Origin of the sequence: Kitasatospora sp. MBT63, assembly GCF_000710465.2 — a bacterium.
Lineage (GTDB): Bacteria > Actinomycetota > Actinomycetes > Streptomycetales > Streptomycetaceae > Kitasatospora.
In genome coordinates this window covers 1-16,287 of the sequence record NZ_JAIZ01000052.1, presented here as the reverse complement: position 1 = coordinate 16,287, position 16,287 = coordinate 1, and the positions used below count along the sequence as shown (strand labels likewise).

Sequence of the window (16,287 nt, the reverse complement as noted above, 5' to 3'; positions counted from 1 at the left end):
GGGTGGTTGCTTATGCCCCGCGCAGGTAGCCGTGGACGACGCCGAGGCCCGTGGCGGCGGCCCCGGGAGCGCGAAACCGCCAAGCGGATGGGGGCGCCCTCCGAGAAGACGCGTTTGTAGTCCTCGTCGCACCGGATCGGGGCGGTCCGCAGCGGTGCCGGCCGTCTCGGCGGTCATGGACGTTTCGGTGCCCCACATCGCAGGGCCGAGCTTGGCTCGTGACCTGCGGCTCTTCCTGTGTCGTCCCTCCGCATGGCCGTCATGGACAGCTCGGCGAGGCGGGGAGCGAGGGTGACGTCGAGCTGCTCGACCGGGTGCAGCAGGCCGCGCTCGCAGGTCTCTGCGGTCCAAACGGTGCAGCGGGCGCGCGGATAGGCCGGGTTGATGCCGATCTCGCCCTTCGGGATTGTGCCGTTGAACGGTGTTGGGATGCCCTCGGCGTTCCAGTAGCTCCACGCTTCCAGCGCCTTGGCCTGCTCGAAGGCGAGATACAGCTGCGGGTAGCGGTCGACGATCCGCATCTCGCGGAAGACGAGCTGGCCCAGCAGGTGCGGAGCGGTCGTGGCGAGGCGGTCGAAGTCCGAGTTACGGAAGGTGAAAGACGCCGCGTCCTGAGCGGGCGAGAGTGCGACGCCGGCGAACAGGTGTGACAGTCGCCGCCTGGTGAATTCGGCCACCCCGGGGGCTAGGCCAGCCTCGATCTCTCCGACGAGCTGGAGAAGGCGTTGTCCCGGGTTGAATCGGGACAGGTCGAAGAGCAGCTCCATGCCCTGGACCGCCGAGAAGGCAAGCCGCTTGTAGAGGCGGTTGTTCATCTCGCCGAGCTGGGCGCACGCCTTGGTCTCGGGGGTTGTGGAGTGGAGCATCAGGTATTCGGACAGCACCTCGAAGTAGAGGTAACCGAGGAACGGGAAGGCCGGCACTGTGGCGGCGAGCTGGTCGATGAACTCGGCTTCCGGCGTCTGCTTTCCGGCGGCGTTGGCGAGGAGGGTGTCGAGGAAGGGCGCCGCTGCATGGAGCCGGTCCAGCACTGCTCGGCGGAGCTTGGCGTCTTCGGGCTCAGTGAGGAAGCTGCGGTGGGTGAGGTAGGTGCGCAGGTGGATGGCGCCCAGTCGGAGATAGTCGATGCCCTTGGGCGGCACGGGGGCGTCGGGGGTGATCTCGAAGACCAGGGTGCGGGTGTGCTTCTTCGTCTCCAGCAGGTAGGTGCCGAGGTTGTGGGGGCGTAGGCCGGCGGGCTCAGGGGTGAGAGGCGCGCAGTAGAGGGCCGCGGCCAGGCAGCCGGTGGAGGCATAAAGGTGCCCGCTGGCGCGGATCGCGTCCAGAGCGACGGTGGTGTGCATCAGGTGGATGGGACGTCCGGAGGTCAGCGTCTTGGTCATGGCGTTGCCGCTAAGGAGCCAGCCGTTGGGCGTCCCGTGTTCGAGGTGGTGGCGCCAGTCGGCTTCGCTCTCGGCGAGGCCGGAGGGGCCGGGCCGTGTAACGCTGCTGGTGTGGTCGGTGTGGGCGTTGTCCCACTCGTGGTGCATGGACGGCCTCCTACTGCCGGGGGTTGAGGATCTGGCTGGCGTGGATGAGCGCTCCGCAGTTGGTGGCGCCGTTGAGCCGTGCCTGCTCGCTTCGGACGACGAGATCGAAGGCGACGGGGTGGAGCCATGCCGGGATGACAATGCGCAGGTGGGACGGGTCGGGCCACCAGCGGGCGAGAGGGAGCCGGTAGCGGTCCAGGCAGTCGGCCGCCTTGAGCAGGTCGATCAAGTGGGGCGCCCGCTGGTAGGTGAGGTTCTGCTGGGAGGTGAAGTCCGCGTACGGGACGTCGTGGAGGCCGATCGCGGCGGCTGCCTGCTGGGAGAGGTGGGGCGGGAGTTCGCGGCCGAGCATGGTGGCCACGGCGGGCTGGTTGCGGGTGAACCAGAGTGCTGCCCGTCGGCCGTGTGCGGGATCGTCGCGGTCGTCGCGCCGCCGGCAGTCGTGGACCGCTGCGGCGGCGCACAGGGCGGCGGTGTGATCGCTGTCGAGTCCGTACTCCTGGGCGAGCAGACCGGCGAGCAGGGAGACGCGGGCGTTGTGCCGGATGCCGTGGATGGAGTCGACGAGCTGGGGCTGCGCGAACCAGGTGGCGTTCGGTACCAGCATGAGCGGCGGATGTGGCAGGGTGGGCGGCGCGGCTGAGGCTTCGGGCCGGTTTCTGGCGATCCAGGTGAGTGTGTCCTGGTCCATGACCTGATGGGCGGGAAGGCTCCGGTTCTCGGCGAGTTCTCGGAGCGACGCGGTGCTGTGCTCCGGCGTTCGTGAGGTCATCTCTGGTTCCTCGAAGGGAAGAGGTTCGGTGGGCGTCAAGCTGGGTGTGGCGATCCTGACCATGGGCACGCGGCCGAAGGAGCTGGCCGAGCTGCTGGCCTCGGTGGAGATGCAGACGGTCAAGGCCGCGAAGGTCGTGGTGGTCGGCAACGGGTGCGCGCTGCAGGAACTGCCGTCGGGGGTCGAGGGTGTGGAGCTGGCGGACAACCTTGGGGTGACCGGCGGCCGGAACGTCGCCCTGGACCACCTGCGGGACGTGGACGTGGTGGTCGACCTGGACGACGACGGCCTGCTGGTCGCGGACGACGTCCTCGCCCGGATCACTGCCCTGTACGAGGCCGACCCCAGGCTGGGGATCGTCGGCTTCCGGATCGCGGACGAGACCGGCGTCACCCAGCGACGCCACGTCCCCCGCCTGCGGGCTGGAGATCCGATGCGCGGCGGGGAGGTGACCGGCTTCCTCGGCGGCGGCCACGCGCTGTCCTCGAAGATGCTGGAGCAGGTCGGCGACTGGCCGGACTCCTTCTTCTTCGCGCACGAGGAGACCGACATGGCATGGCGGGCGCTGGATGCCGGATGGCGGGTGCTCTACGTACCTGAGCTGCTGCTCCAGCACCCGCGTACCAGCCCGACCCGGCACTCCTTCTTCTACCGGGTGAACGCCCGCAACCGGGTGTACCTGGCGCGTCGGCACCTGCCTGCTCTGCTGGTGCCGGTCTACCTCGGGGTGTGGGTGGCGCTCACCGTCGCTCGGACTCGGGATGTGGCCGGGCTGAAGGCGTGGTTCGCAGGGTTCGCCGAGGGCTGGCGCACACCGTGCGGTCGGCGCAAGCCGATGCGCTGGCGCACGGTGTGGACCATGACCCGGCTGGGCCGGCCGCCGATCATCTAGGCAGCTGCTGCCTGGCGCATCCAGTCGGGGATGGCGGCGGGGGTGGCCTTCAGCCAGGCCACGTAGCGGGCGACGCCCTCCGTCATGGAGATGGTCGGCCTCCAGCCCAGCAGGTCCTCCATCCGTTGGATGGAGGCGTAACCGCCCTCGGGGTCGCCGGGTGGCATGGGCGTCTCGACCAGCGGGGCGTCCGGGTAATGGCTGCGGACGAGTTCGGCGATCTGCCGGATCGAAGTGCCGCTTCCGGTACCGATGTTGATGGTCTTGTTGTGGGCGCGAGGTGCGACCAGAGCGCACAGCGTGCCGGTGGCGATGTCGTCCACGTGGACCATGTCGCGGATCTGGTGACCGCCGCCGTTGAGGTGCAGCGGCAGCCCGAGCGCGGCCCGCATGGCGAACCAGGCGACCACCCAGGAGTGGCTCCGCTCCTTGACGACCTGCGGCTCGCCGTAGACCGAGAAATACCGCACCACGGCGTACGAGATGCCGGCGCCGCCGAGGACAGCGGCGGTCTGGTATTCGCCCCACGCCTTGCTGTTGCCGTACACCGACACCGGCTGGACCGCTGTGCCCTCGATGAACTGCTCGGGCTGGCCAGTGTGGTCGCCGTTGCCGTAGACGCTGGCGGAGGAGACGAACACCATCCTGCGCACCCGGTCTGAGGCGGCGACGGCGTCCAGGACCCGCTGGGTGCCGGTGATGTTGGTGTCGATGGCGTCCAGCGGTCGGCGCGTGCAGGCCGCCACGTCGGCCAGCGCGGCGGCGTGGATCACGTAGTCGCAGCCGGAGATCACCTTGCGCATCAGGTCCGGCTCGGCGATGTCGCCGACGATGAAGTCCGGGTCGGAGGCGTCGATGCCGAACCGCTCGCGGTACACCTCGTGTGGGTAGGCGTCGAGCTTGCACACCGAGATGGGGCGGGCGCCGAGCTGGCGGAGCTGGGACGTGATGCGGCTGCCGATGAGGCCACCGGCTCCGGTGACCAGCACGGTCTTTCCTGAGAGCTGTTCGAGGGACAACAGGTTCTTCCTCTCACGCGGGGTTGGCGGGGCCGCAGAAGCGCGGTAGCCGCCGGTGATGGTCGTGTCAGATGTCGCGGTGCTGAGGGCAGCGGCAGGCGGGCCAGGTGGCCGAGGGGTGGTACGCGTAGGCGCCGGGTTCCGAATCCACAGTGATTACGCCGGAGTCGTCGTACCGGGTGCCGTCGGCCGCGAGCTTGAACGTGCGGATGTACAGGCCCTGGTGGCGGTCCTCGGGGAGCTTGAAGTCCGGGGAGTTCTCAGCGCTCACGCCGCCGACTCCCGGTGCCGCTTGCGGCGGCGACGGCCGACAGCGAGCTGACGCAGGACCAAAGCGCGTCGGCGGGCGCGTTCCCGGTTCGGGACGAAGGTGACTGTCCGGTTGCCGGCCTGGATGGGGATCTCGGCGCTGTTCACGCGGCGCTCCCGAAGCGGATGCTCCTGGTCACGTCGCAGGGCCAGGGGCTCTCGCACCGGACGCACAGCCCGTCCTTGCTGCGGTGCTCGTCCAGCAGCATGCGATTGCTGGTCGCGGCGGCGCCCTCCCGCGTCGGACTCGTGGATCGGCGCGGGTTCGGCCGGATGGGGTCCACGAGCGTGGAGGCGATGTTGAGGCTCCACGGGTGCGGTGTGCGGTCGGCAGTCGTCATCAGCGTCTCCGGGGTCGCGAGTTGGCGGGGCGGATCTCGATGCCGGACATGGCTGGAGCCGCCGCAGGCCGCCGCTTCGCAGGGGTCCAGGACCCGAATCGGCTCCACTCTGCGGAGCGGCATGCAGTTAGTGAACCGCCTAATCGCTACTGGGAGTACGGTGTTGGGCACGCTATGCGGTTTAAGCGGTTTAACGGCCCGTCAGGGAGGTGCGCTTTGGCGCCGACGAGGGAACCGAACGAGCGGCTGCGGAAGGTCATCGGCGAGACGAAGCTCTCTGGCGATGCGATCGCGCGCCTGGTCAGGCGGGTCGCGGCCGAGCACGACGAGCTCTTGGAGACCAACAAATCGAGCATCACGCACTGGAAGAACGGCGGTCAGCCGGCCGGGAACGTCGGCGCCTTCCTGGCCGAGGCGTTGGGCCGCGCGCTCGGCGGACGGGTCGTGACGCTGGAGGAGATCGGCCTGATCGCGCCCGCGCCCCAAAAACCCGACTGGGACGCCGATACGCTGAGCGCGCTGGCCGAACTCGGGAGAACCGACGTGGACGTGGAACGCAGGCGGGCCCTGGGGGTGGCGGTCTACTCGGTGGCCGCGCTCTCCCTGCCCGGCGAAGACTGGTGGCAGCGCATGGCCGAACGGGGCAGTGCGCGTAGCTCTGCCGCAACCCGGCGGGTCGGCCCTGGCGACCTCGCAGCCGTCCGCGACATGACCACCCTGTTCTCCCAAGTGGACCAACGGCGAGGCGGTGGTCACGCCTGGACGTCCGTGGTGCAGTACCTGGCGACCGACGTCACCGCTTACCTGCGGGGTAAGTTCACCGATGAGCGTGTTCGCCGTGATCTCTTCTCCGCAGCCAGCGAACTCGCCTACCTGGCGGGTTGGATGGCGTTCGACGGCGGCCAGCACGCGACAGCGCAGCGGTACTTCGCCGAGGCGGTGAAGCTCGCGGCCGAGGCCGGCGATCCGCCGATGGCCGCTCACGTGCTGCGGGCCATGGCGCACCAAGCCATCGATCTCGGACACCACCAGCAGGCTCTCAACCTTGCCGCCGCCTCCGTCGACGGCGACCGATACGCGCTCGCCTCCCCACGGGAACGGGCTCTCCTCGGCGTCGTCCACGCCCGGAGCTTGGCCACCGCCGGACGTAAGAACGCCGCCGCAAAGGCGCTGCTACGGGCCGAGGACGACCTGTCCGCCGCGAGCGACGACATCGCCGAGCCGGACCGGGTGTTCTTCTTCGGCGAGGCGAGCCTCGCCCACGAGACCGCGTGCGCCCTGCGCGACATAGGCGATCTCGACGGCTCGGTGCGCGAGTTCCACCACAGCGTCCGCACCCGCAAGGCGACGAAGTTCACCCGCACTCACGCGGTGACGCTGGGATATCTCGGCTCCGTGTACGCGCAGATGAACAACGTCGACCGGGCCTGTGCCACCTGGTCGCAGGCGCTCGATGCCATGGACGGCGTACGGTCCGGCCGCACCCGCCAGGCCGCCGCCGACATGCGTACTCTGCTCTCCCCCTACCGGCGGCGCGGTACCGCGGCGATCAGCGAGATCGACGCACGCGCTGCCGCGTACCTGACCGAAACAGCCTGATGAGGAGTCACTGATGGCAGACCGTGAGACGTTCGAGGTCGAGGCACTCGGCCACGTGGTCGGCGGACGGATCGAACCCACAGACGACTTCTGGGGCGGCACCCGGGCGATCATCCGGCTGGACAGATCCCTCTTCACCGCCGACGCGACCAAGGGGCTTGAGGACTTCTCGCACCTGGAGATCGTCTTCCGTTTCCACCTGACCGACCCGACCGACCTGAATCTCGGAGCCCGCCGGCCTCGGGACAACCCGGAGTGGCCGGAGGTCGGGATCTTCGGGCACCGCAACATGCGGCGCCTGAACTGGCTCGGGGTCTCACGCTGCCGCCTGCTCAAGGTTGACGGCCTGGACCTTCACGTCGAGGACCTCGACGCCGTCGACGGCACGCCGGTCTTGGACGTGAAGCCGTGGTTCGGTGAGATGGGACCTCGTGGAGAGCAGCACCAGCCCGAGTGGACGACTGTCATGCTCCGCGACTACTTCGCGCCCACGGCCAATGACTGACGGCGGACCGTGACTGTCCGATCGCGAGCATCGGTGGCTCCATGCCTCTCCGCTGCCGCTGGTTCCAGGCTTGCTCTCGCACCCCTGGGCGAGGGCAGGTGCGGCGGCGGGCCATAGGACCGTCCAATGCGACAACTTGCTCCGCCAGGAGCGGGGCGGGGTAAGGAGTCCTTACCCCACAACTTGCTCCGGCTTCCGGTGGTCTGATCAGGATTCGGATCACGGTGATCTCTTGTTGCTGGGTCTACCTGGTTACGGCGGGCGGCGGCTTGGAGTCTCCTCGAAGGCGGGGCGTTCACGGTGGGGCGTACACGCGAGCCCCCTTCTAAAGGGGGGCTCGCGCGTGAACGCTGGGTCGCGTGGACGGCGTGTACGCCTCCGTGATCGCTCTACCTGCGGTTTCTTTGCTCGGCGTGGACGGTGTGAACGGCTTCCACCGGCCCCTTTGCGGGAGGGGTGCGTGTACGGTCCCGTGAACGATCCGCGCCTGGTTGCCGGTGCCCGGTGGGGCTGGTGATCCGCTCACTGGCTGGCCGCCCGGTGGCCCTGGTGGGTGCCGTCCGTTGGTCGTCCGACGGGCCGGTCAGCAGGTCAGCAGGTCGGCGGGCTGCTGGCCTGCGTGGCACTCCGGTCAGTTCGGTCGGTCGGAGTGACCGGCTGACCGGAGCCTCGGTCACTGGGGTCGGTCAGTACGACGGACTGACCGGGGGCGCGGTCGCTGCGTTGCCCCCGGTCACGCCGGTCGCCGTGGTGGCGGTTACGAGACGGCGGTGATGTGCCGGGCGGAGGGGCGGTAGCGGGCCTGCTGGCCGCCTCCGGCGCCTCCGGCGGTGCCTTCGGTCTTGACCGCGAGTCCGGTCTTGACGAGGCGGTCGAGGTGGCGGCGGGCCTTCTCGATGTCGGCGCGGTCGGGGTTGGCTTCGCCGGTCAGGGTGGTCGCCAGGTCACGGGTGGTCAGGCCGTCCGGGGCGGCGCGCAGGATGGTGACGGGGTCGAGGGTGGGCTCGACGTAGGTGGTGCCTCGCTGGTGGTCGTGGATGACCGGGAGGGGGCCGATCTCGCCGGTCACGGTCTTGAGGTGGTGGATGGTGACCGCCGGGTCGCCGGCCTCTCCGGCGATGAACAGGACGCTGCCCGCTCCGGCGGTCAGCCAGGTCGAGCCGTACACCCGGTCCAGGGTGGGTCGCATCCCGCGTGGCGCGTCGGCGGCGGCCTTGCGCTGGTGGTGGAGTTCCATGATCTGGACGCCTGCGCGCAGGGCGCGCATGCGGGCGTTGTTGAAGGCGACGGCCAGGGAGTCGTCCACGAGGGTGCTGACCGCGTCCTTGAGGCTGTCGATGACGATGGTGTCGGCGCGGTGGGCGGCGGCGAGTTCGGCGAGGAGGTCGGGTTCTTTGTCGAGGGTGGCGGGGAGCGGTCCCTGCCATACGGTGAGCCGGTCGCGCAGGTGGGCCTCGTCGGCGGGGGTGATGCGGCGGGCCATGGCGCGGGCGATCTGCTGGGGGCGGTCCATGGCGAGGTAGAGGACGCGCTCGCCCTCGGCGACGGGCAGGTCGAGGACGGAGGCTTGCAGGCCGAGGCGGGCGAGGACGACCTGGTGGGCGAGGGTGGTCTTGCCGACGCCGGGTGCGCCGACGATCATCAGGCTTTCGCCGGAGGCCCAGGCGGTCTGTTCGCGGGTGCCCCACAGGGGTTCCTTGTCCGCGCCGGTCTTGGTGACGAAGTCCCAGCCGTTGACGATGTAGCGGGCCAGGCGGCTACCGCCGGAGGACAGGGCGCGTTCACGCTCGGCACGGATCTCCGTCTCGATGGCCGTGCGGATCTCGTCCGGGTCGGCACCCGGGGTCAGCGCGTGGTGGACGGTGCGGACGCCAGTGGTGTGCAAGGTCCGCAGTTGGGCGTCGCGGCGCACGATCTGCGCGTAGTAGTCGGCGTTGTCCGTCGAGGGCGGCGCGACGGTGACCAGGGTGTGGAGGTAGGACGAGCCGCCGACGCGGGAGAGATCTCCCTTGCCTTGCAGGTGGTCCGCGAGGGCGATGGGGTCGGTCGGGGCGTCCTCGGCGCGCAGGGCGAGGATCGCGCGCCAGATGGTCTCGTGGGCGGGCCGGTAGAAGTCGCCCGCGTCCAGCGTCCCCCGGACCTGGTCCACCGCCTGGTGCTTCAACATGCACGCGCCGAGGACTGCCTGTTCGGCGTCGATGTTGTGCGGCGGCTCCCCGGAGGTGGTGCCGACGAGCGCGGGGGCGGGGTCCGAGGCGCGGCGGTCCCTTCGCTGGTCGTGGGATGACGGGCCTGGCGGCGGGGCCGTAGGCTTGTCCACAGCGGTGTCCTCACTCGGAGGATTCGGGCGGCTACCCGGTTCCTCCGTTGTCGACTGTTCCAGGGATGGGCGGTTTTCGAGGTTCTGCGTTTGGCCCTCGGCGTTCGTAGCGTCGGGGGCCTTTTGCGTCGTGGTGCCGGGTGGCTGGCCCGGCTCGCCGATGCGGTTCGGCTCAGTTGCGTTTCATCTTGCATCACGTTAACGTCGTGCTCGACGCATTGCAAATGGGCTTGATGACGATGCATGGAGGGTTGACCATGGCTGACGAGGACCGGCAACAACGGCTGGAGGGGGAGGAGAACGTCGCCCGGCGCATCAAGATGGAGCGCGAGGCGCGCGGGTGGAGTACCGCCACGCTTGCCGAGCGCCTGACCGAGGCCGGCTACCCGCTCAACCAGTCGGCGGTGTGGCGCATCGAGAGCGGTGAGCCGCGTCGAAGGGTCAACCTGGATGAGGCCATCGGCTTCGCCAAGGTCTTCGACATCTCCCTGGACAACCTGGTCGGACCACCCGAGATCGCCGCGAACGCCCACGTAAAGCGGCTGCTGGCGGAGTTGGCCGAGAGCTGGCAGAAGTCCGTCGCCGCTCGCAAGGACATGGACCGGGCCCGTGAGGCGCTCGACGCCTACGGACGCGCCCACCCGAATCTCGAAGAGCTCATCAGAGCGATGATCACCCGAGTCGTGGCGGACGCGGCCGGTGACGACTACCGCTCGCCGAAGTTCCCGTCCGGCTCGCCCGACGCGGAGGGTCTTGCCGACCCGGGAACCGAGGCATAGCCAGGGCATCCGAGGGCAGGCCCCGGCTGCCAGAGGGCACCTGTTGTACTCCGTTGGCTCAGCACGTCAGTCCCGTCGCCGATCCGATGATGACCGGCATCATGCCGGGCGTCCGGCAGTTTGGTGCGGCCGGAATCTGCGGCTAACGTCCCGTCCCGCCGGGTCCGACCACGGGCTTCGCCAGCCCGTGAACCTTCGACCAGTCATGCCCCTCCGCAGCCCCTCGGCGCTACGAACGCCGGGGGTCGCCACGCGGCCTCGCACAACCCAATCGCCCATCCCTGGAACATCGACAACGGCGGCGCATAGCCGAAAGCGCCGTCGGGATAGGACACCCATGTCCGAAACACCGTTGGAGCTCTCCCGAGTGGCTCACGCCCTCGGCACCACCGAGCACGTGCTCCTCCGCCTGATCGCTGATCAGGACGGCTTGGCAGCCGACAACACGCTGGTCGCGCTCACCGTTGAGGAGGCTGCCCGTCGACTGAGCATCGGTCGCACGACGATGTACTCCCTCGTTGCCTCCGGTGACGTCCCGTCCGTGACAATCGGCCGCCTTCGTCGCGTGCCTGCGCAGGCGCTGGACGAGTACCTGGCCGCTCGTGTGCGGACCGTCGGTGCTGCCGTCGTACTCGCGGCCTGAGGGGGAGCGCATGACGAAGTCTCGACAGCCCAACGGCGCATCCTCCATCTACCAGGGTGGCGACGGGCGTTGGCACGGTCGCGTCACCGTCGGCGTCAAGGACGACGGCACGCCCGACCGCCGCCACGTCACGGCCAAGACCCGGGCCGAGGTCACCAAGAAGGTCCGGCAGCTTGAAAAGGACCGGGACGCGGGTACCGTCCGCAAGCCCGGCCAGCAGTGGACGGTCAAGACCTGGCTCACCCACTGGATTACGAACATCGTGCCCGGCTCCGTCGGCGAGAACACCCTGTCCGGCTACGAGGTCGCGGTCCGCGTCCACCTCATCCCCGGCCTGGGCGCGCACAAGCTCGTCAAGCTGGAGCCCGAGCACCTGGAGCGCCTCTACAAGAAGATGCGGGCCAACGGAAAGCGGGGCGGAACCGCCCACCAGGCGCACCGCACCGTCCGCGTCGCGCTCGGCGAGGCCGTCCGTCGTGGCCACCTCACCATCAACGTGGCCACGATCGCGAAGGCGCCGAAGCTGGACGACGACGAGGTCGAGCCCTTCGAGCACGAGGAGGTCCAGGCCCTCCTGGAAACGGCGCGCAAGCGGCGCAACTCCGCCCGGTGGATCTTCGCCCTCGCGCTCGGCCTGCGGCAGGGCGAGGTCCTCGGACTGCGATGGACGGACATCGACTTCGACAAGGGGATGGCGTGGGTCCGGCGAGGCCGCCTGCGACCCAAGTACACGCACGGGTGCCGCGAGGACTGCGGCCGCAAGCCCGGCTTCTGCCTCCAGAAGGTCCCGACCCGCCCCGAGACCGCAGACCCGAAGTCCAGGGCAGGCAGGCGGCCCGTCCCGCTTCCCGAGCAGCTCGCCAGGATCCTCCGTCAGCACAAGGAGGAGCAGGACCGCGAGCGCGCCCTTGCCCAAGACCTCTGGCTGGACAAGGGCTACGTGTTCGCCTCCGAGGTCGGCCAGCCGCTCAACCCCAGCACCGACTACCACCACTGGAAGCGGCTCCTGCGCGAGGCCGGCGTCCGCAACGGCCGCCTGCACGACGCACGCCACACTGCCTCCACCGTCCTCCTGCTCCTCGGTGTGCCGGAACGGATCGTGATGGCGATCATGGGTTGGTCCTCGGCCTCGATGGCAAAGCGCTACCAGCACGTCACCGACCCGATGCTGCACGACGTGGGCCGAAAGATCGGCAGCCTGCTCTGGGGCGGGCATGCAGGGCATGCCGAACACGCTGCTGACGACGGATCCTGAGGCCTGAACGAACGCTGTCTGCCCCGGCTACAAAATCAGCCGGGTGACGGTTCCTGCGCTATGGCCATCGGGTGGAGCCAGCCTGTTACTTCCTCGATCTGGCCGTGAGTGCCCGCCTGCTGCGTTGGTAGGAAGCCCGCAGAGCTGGTCTCCCTTGTCTGTTCTGAGGGCAACCTGCCCCATGCGCTCCGCTACTCCGTGGGCTCCAGCGCGTCCTGGAGATCAAGAGCCGGCCGTGGATCCACGTACTCAAGCAGTTGCTGAACCAGGTGTTCGGGCCAATGCAGGTCCCTTGCAACAGTTTGAACAGAGACCCCCTTGCGTCGCGCCATGCCGAGGGCCCGTTCGAGGAGGACAGGGACCTCGCCGGGATAGCTACTCACTGGCGTTGATGGGAGCATTCCGTCGGCGCGCAGGGCCTTGAGGCGGCGCCAGGCCCGACCACTCACCGCTTCGGTGTGCAGGCCGAGTTCACGGCAGCGGACCAACATGGAATCCAGCGAAACTCCCCAGGTCTGCTGCAGCGCACCGAGACGGGTGAAATCAATCTTGGTAGGCAGCTGGCCGATCAGGCTGACCGCAGGCGTCAGGAACTCAGCAGCGAACGCGTCTGCTTGGCGCTCGTGTTGGATGTCGCCCGGATGAGCTTCACCGTGGAGCAGTAGGTGGCCGAGTTCGTGGGCACAGCTGAACCGGTGCCGATAGACGTCGTCGCGCTCGTCGTTGAGTACCACGACGGGCCGGGGGAGGTGAGTGGTGGAGAAGGCATCGAGCTTGCGGCTGTCGGGGTTGCGGTAGGGCAGAACTGTGACCAGGATCCCCCGGGATTCCAGGAGCCTGACCAAGTGAGGGATGGGGCCGTCCCCGAGATCCCAGCGCTTACGCAGGGCTCGGGCTGCCTGCTGCGGGTCGGTCGGCAGGCCTGGTGTGCTTTCGCCGCCGTCCCAGCCGGGCAGGTCGACGTCGGGCATGCGAACGTAGGTTTCCAGCGCGTGGGCGAGTTCCCACACCAGTTCCGTGAAGGAGACACCGCGCTCTCGCTCCCGGGCGGGAGCTGAGCGCAGGGAACGAAAATGGACCGCTCCGGTGTCGAGTGCTGCCCGGGGACGGCCGGCGGTGAAGAACGTCGCTGGCATTCCGAGGACCTCGGCGATGCGCCGTACTTGTTCCGGGCGGGGACGGATGCCGCCCGCCTCGTACTGACCCACGGCGGCGGGCGTGACGTCGATCTTGGAAGCCAGATCCTTCTTGGTCAAGCCCGCCAAGCGTCGAGCTTGGGTGAGTCGTGCCCCGTCGAAGGCGCCTGCCACTGAGGACGAGAGGTCCAGCGGCAGGGCCGACGCCAGGGACAGGTGCGGTCGCTTAGTGCTCATCGCTTTCGTGCGCGGTGTCTTCCGCGTCTTCCAGGTGGAGGTCGGGTTCCTTGCCAGCCCCAAAACCGGGACCGGTCGGAGCGGTCGGAGAGACGGCAGTGAGGCCGCCGGTGCCGCCTTCGGCGTCTGCGATAGGCAGCGGCTCGAGCCAGTCCCAGCTAACCGCGCCAGTGGCGTCGAGCGTAGCCTCCCCGACAAAGCAGTTGAGCAGGCCGCCAGCGCGATTGCTGGCGTAGGCGAGTAGCACCATCTTGGGCTGGTCGGGCAACTCTTCGGGTGCCTCGTTGAGATCCTCCAGAACCCACTCGACGCCCTCGATGCCCTCGCGGATTTGCAAAGCCGTCTGGACTTGGGGAGCGAGCCGACCATAGGCGGCGAACATCTCCTGGCGGATCTGCGAGGTGCGGACTCTCATCTCCCGCACGTCCGAGGTGGCGTCGTTCGCGTAGCAGACGGGGTAGACGACGGCACCGCCCACCGCCAGCATGAACGTGCTCTGGACGCGCAGCGGGTGTGCTTCCGGTAGGTACTCGGCCAAGCGGTCCTTGTCCTTCAGTGCGCCGACACAGAACCTCCAGCGGTTAGTTCCGAAGGTGTGGCCATCGCTGTATCTGCTGAATTTGAAGGCTTCGACGGCTTCCTGATTGCCGGTGCGCAGTGCCCAGGCCAGATGGCGACGTACGCGCTGTGCGGGCTCGCCCACCAGCTGGTCGAACCGAGAACTGTGCAGTGGCAAGGTGACCACTCCCGAGTTAGCAGGGGTAGCGACGGGACTTTACCGAAGTGCTTAGGTCATGGTGCAGCACTTTAGTTTCCGCGTCAATCCGACACTCTGGCGGCTGGGTGGACTGGCAAGTGGTGGCTCCGGCCCGCATGTGCTCGAAGGTAAGCCTGATCCGGCAGGGGCGGTGCTCCGGTCGGAGCATGGACTGCGGAGTGCCGGGCCGGGTCGCTGAGGCGCTGGGTGACGTCAGTGTGGTGCGCACAGTTGCCAGACGGGCCTTGGATCAGACGATCGGCGTTGCCCAGCTCGCCGTTGGTCGGCGTTGACCGGGGATGCGGTGGGGCATCTACTCGGCGGCTCCGCGCGACTGCGATGCCCGGGGGTCCATATTTGGACCTGTGGCGGGTCTCTTCCAGGCAACTGAGACCAAAACTGAGACCACGGCACGACGAAGGCCCCGACCGCTGGGCGGTCGGGGCCTTCGTTATGGCTGGTGAGCCATGGCGGAGGATACGAGATTCGAACTCGTGAGGGGTTGCCCCCAACACGCTTTCCAAGCGTGCGCCCTAGGCCTCTAGGCGAATCCTCCGTGGGAGAGCTTAGTACATGTTCCGGGGTGCTCGCGACCAGCTATCCGCAGGTGGTCACGGGTGGCTGCCTGCGGATCGTGGATGCGGGGTGGCGGTACAGGTCGGGGCGGGGATCCGCTACTCTGGTGCCAGCCCCTCGTGTGGCGTTATCTCTCTGAACCCCCCCAGGGCCGGAAGGCAGCAAGGGTAGGAGGGCTCTGGCGGGTGCACGAGGGGTCCTTGCGTTCCCGGACCGGGTCCGGCCGGGTGCAGGGTTCGGGGTCTGGCAGTAGGGGGGTGGCCTGCGGGGCGACGCGTTTGTCTGTCCCGCCCGATATCGTCGGTGGCGTGTCCCTAGCCCTGTACCGCCGCTACCGCCCGGAGACCTTCGCGGAGGTCATCGGGCAGGAGCACGTGACCGCTCCGCTCCAGCAGGCCCTGCGCAACAACAGGGTCAACCACGCCTACCTCTTCAGCGGCCCCCGCGGCTGCGGCAAGACGACCAGCGCGCGCATCCTCGCCCGCTGTCTCAACTGCGAGCAGGGCCCGACGCCGACCCCGTGCGGGGAGTGCCAGTCCTGCCGCGACCTGGCGACCGGCGGGCCCGGCTCGATCGACGTGATCGAGATCGACGCCGCCTCGCACGGTGGTGTGGACGACGCCCGTGAGCTGCGCGAGCGCGCGTTCTTCGCGCCCGTGCACAGCCGGTACAAGATCTTCATCCTGGACGAGGCGCACATGGTGACCTCGGCCGGCTTCAACGCGCTGCTGAAGGTGGTGGAGGAGCCGCCGGAGCACCTGAAGTTCATCTTCGCCACCACGGAGCCGGAGAAGGTGATCGGGACGATCCGCTCCCGCACCCACCACTACCCGTTCCGCCTGGTGCCGCCCGGCACGCTGCGCGACTACCTGGCCCAGGTCTGCGGCCGGGAGCAGATCCAGGTCGAGGACTCGGTCTTCCCCCTGGTGGTGCGGGCCGGCGCCGGCTCGGTGCGTGACTCGATGTCGGTGATGGACCAGCTGCTGGCCGGTGCCACCGAGGGCGGGGTGACGTACCAGATGGCCACCGCGCTGCTCGGGTACACCGACTCCGCGCTGCTGGACGAGGTGGTCGACGCATTCGCCGCGCAGGACGGCGCGACCGTCTTCCAGGTGATCGACCGGGTGGTCGAGGGCGGGCACGATCCGCGCCGGTTCGTCACTGACCTGCTGGAGCGGCTGCGCGACCTGGTGATCCTCGCCACCGTGCCGGACGCGGGGGAGAAGGGGCTGCTCGACGCGCCCGCCGACCGGGTCGCGATCATGCAGGCGCAGGCGGACGGGTTCGGCGCGGCCGAGCTGAGCCGCGCCGCCGACATCGTCAACACCGGCCTGACCGAGATGCGGGGGAACGCGGCCCCGCGGCTCCAGCTGGAGCTGATCTGCGCCCGGGTGATGCTGCCCGGCGCGTACAGCGACGAGCTGTCGTTGCAGGCCCGGCTGGACAAGCTGGAGCGGCGGGCCGCGACCGGGGCCCTCACCGCCCCGGCCGGGGGCTTCGCCGCCGCGCCGCAGTACCAGCCGGCCCAGCCGCAGTACCAGCAGCCGGCACCGGCCGCCCCGCCCGCGGCGCAGCCCGTACCGGCCGCCGCGCCCCAGGCACCCGCCCCCGCGCAGGC

The 16,287-nt window shown here is 69.1% G+C and carries 16 protein-coding genes, 1 tRNA gene and 1 other RNA gene; 8 read left to right on the top strand and 10 right to left on the bottom strand.

Annotated elements, in window-relative coordinates; all coding sequences use genetic code 11:
* Positions 1-173: 173 nt before the first annotated feature.
* Entirely contained in the window at positions 174-1,529 is a 1,356-nt protein-coding gene (locus AA75_RS03475) for a hypothetical protein (RefSeq protein ID WP_051811745.1), read from the bottom strand.
* A 10-nt stretch (positions 1,530-1,539) separates the two neighbouring features.
* Positions 1,540-2,301: a hypothetical protein gene (locus tag AA75_RS03470; protein WP_051811743.1), complete on the bottom strand. Its 762-nt coding sequence runs from the start codon at positions 2,299-2,301 to the stop codon at positions 1,540-1,542.
* A gap of 28 nt (positions 2,302-2,329) precedes the next feature.
* Between AA75_RS03470 and AA75_RS03465 the strand changes: the two genes are divergently transcribed.
* Positions 2,330-3,193 carry a glycosyltransferase family 2 protein gene (locus tag AA75_RS03465; RefSeq protein ID WP_033818213.1) on the top strand — a complete coding sequence of 288 codons (864 nt, stop codon included), beginning with the start codon at positions 2,330-2,332 and terminating at the stop codon, positions 3,191-3,193.
* Here the strand turns inward: AA75_RS03465 and AA75_RS03460 are convergent.
* From AA75_RS03460 to AA75_RS03450, 4 genes are all read right to left on the bottom strand, one after another.
* A complete protein-coding gene (locus AA75_RS03460) occupies positions 3,190-4,212 on the bottom strand; it encodes an NAD(P)-dependent oxidoreductase (RefSeq protein ID WP_233288908.1) in 1,023 nt (340 codons plus the stop codon). The genes AA75_RS03465 and AA75_RS03460 overlap by 4 nt on opposite strands.
* Positions 4,213-4,279: 67 nt before the next feature.
* Positions 4,280-4,483 (bottom strand): hypothetical protein, encoded by a 204-nt coding sequence (locus AA75_RS03455; RefSeq protein ID WP_033818211.1) that lies wholly within the window; start codon positions 4,481-4,483, stop codon positions 4,280-4,282.
* Entirely contained in the window at positions 4,480-4,629 is a 150-nt protein-coding gene (locus tag AA75_RS48980) for a hypothetical protein (RefSeq protein ID WP_158515434.1), read from the bottom strand. The genes AA75_RS03455 and AA75_RS48980 overlap by 4 nt, the downstream gene beginning before the upstream one ends.
* Complete coding sequence (locus AA75_RS03450; protein WP_033818210.1) at positions 4,626-4,862, bottom strand: hypothetical protein; 237 nt, start codon at positions 4,860-4,862, stop codon at positions 4,626-4,628. The genes AA75_RS48980 and AA75_RS03450 overlap by 4 nt, the downstream gene beginning before the upstream one ends.
* A gap of 216 nt (positions 4,863-5,078) precedes the next feature.
* Here AA75_RS03450 and AA75_RS03445 point away from each other — a divergent pair, with 216 nt between their 5' ends.
* Complete coding sequence (locus tag AA75_RS03445; RefSeq protein ID WP_033818209.1) at positions 5,079-6,461, top strand: hypothetical protein; 1,383 nt, start codon at positions 5,079-5,081, stop codon at positions 6,459-6,461.
* A gap of 13 nt (positions 6,462-6,474) precedes the next feature.
* Positions 6,475-6,966, top strand: coding sequence for a TrmO family methyltransferase (locus tag AA75_RS03440; protein WP_033818208.1), 492 nt, complete (start codon positions 6,475-6,477; stop codon positions 6,964-6,966).
* A gap of 757 nt (positions 6,967-7,723) precedes the next feature.
* On the opposite strand, the gene AA75_RS03435 is transcribed toward AA75_RS03440, so the two are convergent.
* Positions 7,724-9,286, bottom strand: coding sequence for a DnaB-like helicase N-terminal domain-containing protein (locus AA75_RS03435; RefSeq protein ID WP_304441481.1), 1,563 nt, complete (start codon positions 9,284-9,286; stop codon positions 7,724-7,726).
* Positions 9,287-9,543: 257 nt separating this feature from the next.
* On the opposite strand from AA75_RS03435, the gene AA75_RS03430 reads away from it, so the two are divergent.
* The 3 genes from AA75_RS03430 (at position 9,544) to AA75_RS03420 (ending at position 11,963) form a co-directional block, all read left to right on the top strand.
* Complete coding sequence (locus AA75_RS03430) at positions 9,544-10,065, top strand: helix-turn-helix domain-containing protein (RefSeq protein WP_051811741.1); 522 nt, start codon at positions 9,544-9,546, stop codon at positions 10,063-10,065.
* Between the two features lie 337 nt (positions 10,066-10,402).
* Positions 10,403-10,708: a helix-turn-helix domain-containing protein gene (locus AA75_RS03425; protein WP_033818207.1), complete on the top strand. Its 306-nt coding sequence runs from the start codon at positions 10,403-10,405 to the stop codon at positions 10,706-10,708.
* 10 nt (positions 10,709-10,718) lie between these two features.
* On the top strand, positions 10,719-11,963 hold the full coding sequence (locus AA75_RS03420; RefSeq protein ID WP_033818206.1) for a site-specific integrase: 1,245 nt from the start codon (positions 10,719-10,721) through the stop codon (positions 11,961-11,963).
* 191 nt (positions 11,964-12,154) lie between these two features.
* On the opposite strand, the gene AA75_RS03415 is transcribed toward AA75_RS03420, so the two are convergent.
* From AA75_RS03415 to AA75_RS03405, 3 genes are all read right to left on the bottom strand, one after another.
* Positions 12,155-13,336, bottom strand: coding sequence for an XRE family transcriptional regulator (locus AA75_RS03415; protein ID WP_255369494.1), 1,182 nt, complete (start codon positions 13,334-13,336; stop codon positions 12,155-12,157).
* A complete protein-coding gene (locus AA75_RS03410) occupies positions 13,326-14,072 on the bottom strand; it encodes a hypothetical protein (protein WP_149037913.1) in 747 nt (248 codons plus the stop codon). Before AA75_RS03410 ends, AA75_RS03415 begins: the two co-directional genes overlap by 11 nt.
* Positions 14,073-14,561: 489 nt before the next feature.
* A tRNA-Ser gene (locus AA75_RS03405) sits at positions 14,562-14,649 on the bottom strand.
* A 131-nt stretch (positions 14,650-14,780) separates the two neighbouring features.
* Between AA75_RS03405 and ffs the strand changes: the two genes are divergently transcribed.
* Positions 14,781-14,871, top strand: an RNA gene (gene ffs, locus AA75_RS44725) — signal recognition particle sRNA small type.
* Between the two features lie 106 nt (positions 14,872-14,977).
* Positions 14,978-16,287: DNA polymerase III subunit gamma and tau (locus AA75_RS03400; protein ID WP_033818204.1), on the top strand; the 1,310-nt coding region annotated here is incomplete at its 3' end.

Excerpts from the sequence above, each read along its gene's own strand:
- AA75_RS03475 (WP_051811745.1), bottom strand. The coding sequence starts at position 1,529 with ATGCACCACGAGTGGGACAACGCCCACACCGACCACACCAGCAGCGTT.
- AA75_RS03470 (WP_051811743.1), bottom strand. The coding sequence starts at position 2,301 with ATGACCTCACGAACGCCGGAGCACAGCACCGCGTCGCTCCGAGAACTC.
- AA75_RS03450 (WP_033818210.1), bottom strand. The coding sequence starts at position 4,862 with ATGACGACTGCCGACCGCACACCGCACCCGTGGAGCCTCAACATCGCC.
- AA75_RS03440 (WP_033818208.1), top strand. The coding sequence starts at position 6,475 with ATGGCAGACCGTGAGACGTTCGAGGTCGAGGCACTCGGCCACGTGGTC.
- AA75_RS03430 (WP_051811741.1), top strand. The coding sequence starts at position 9,544 with ATGGCTGACGAGGACCGGCAACAACGGCTGGAGGGGGAGGAGAACGTC.
- AA75_RS03425 (WP_033818207.1), top strand. The coding sequence starts at position 10,403 with ATGTCCGAAACACCGTTGGAGCTCTCCCGAGTGGCTCACGCCCTCGGC.
- AA75_RS03420 (WP_033818206.1), top strand. The coding sequence starts at position 10,719 with ATGACGAAGTCTCGACAGCCCAACGGCGCATCCTCCATCTACCAGGGT.
- AA75_RS03415 (WP_255369494.1), bottom strand. The coding sequence starts at position 13,336 with ATGAGCACTAAGCGACCGCACCTGTCCCTGGCGTCGGCCCTGCCGCTG.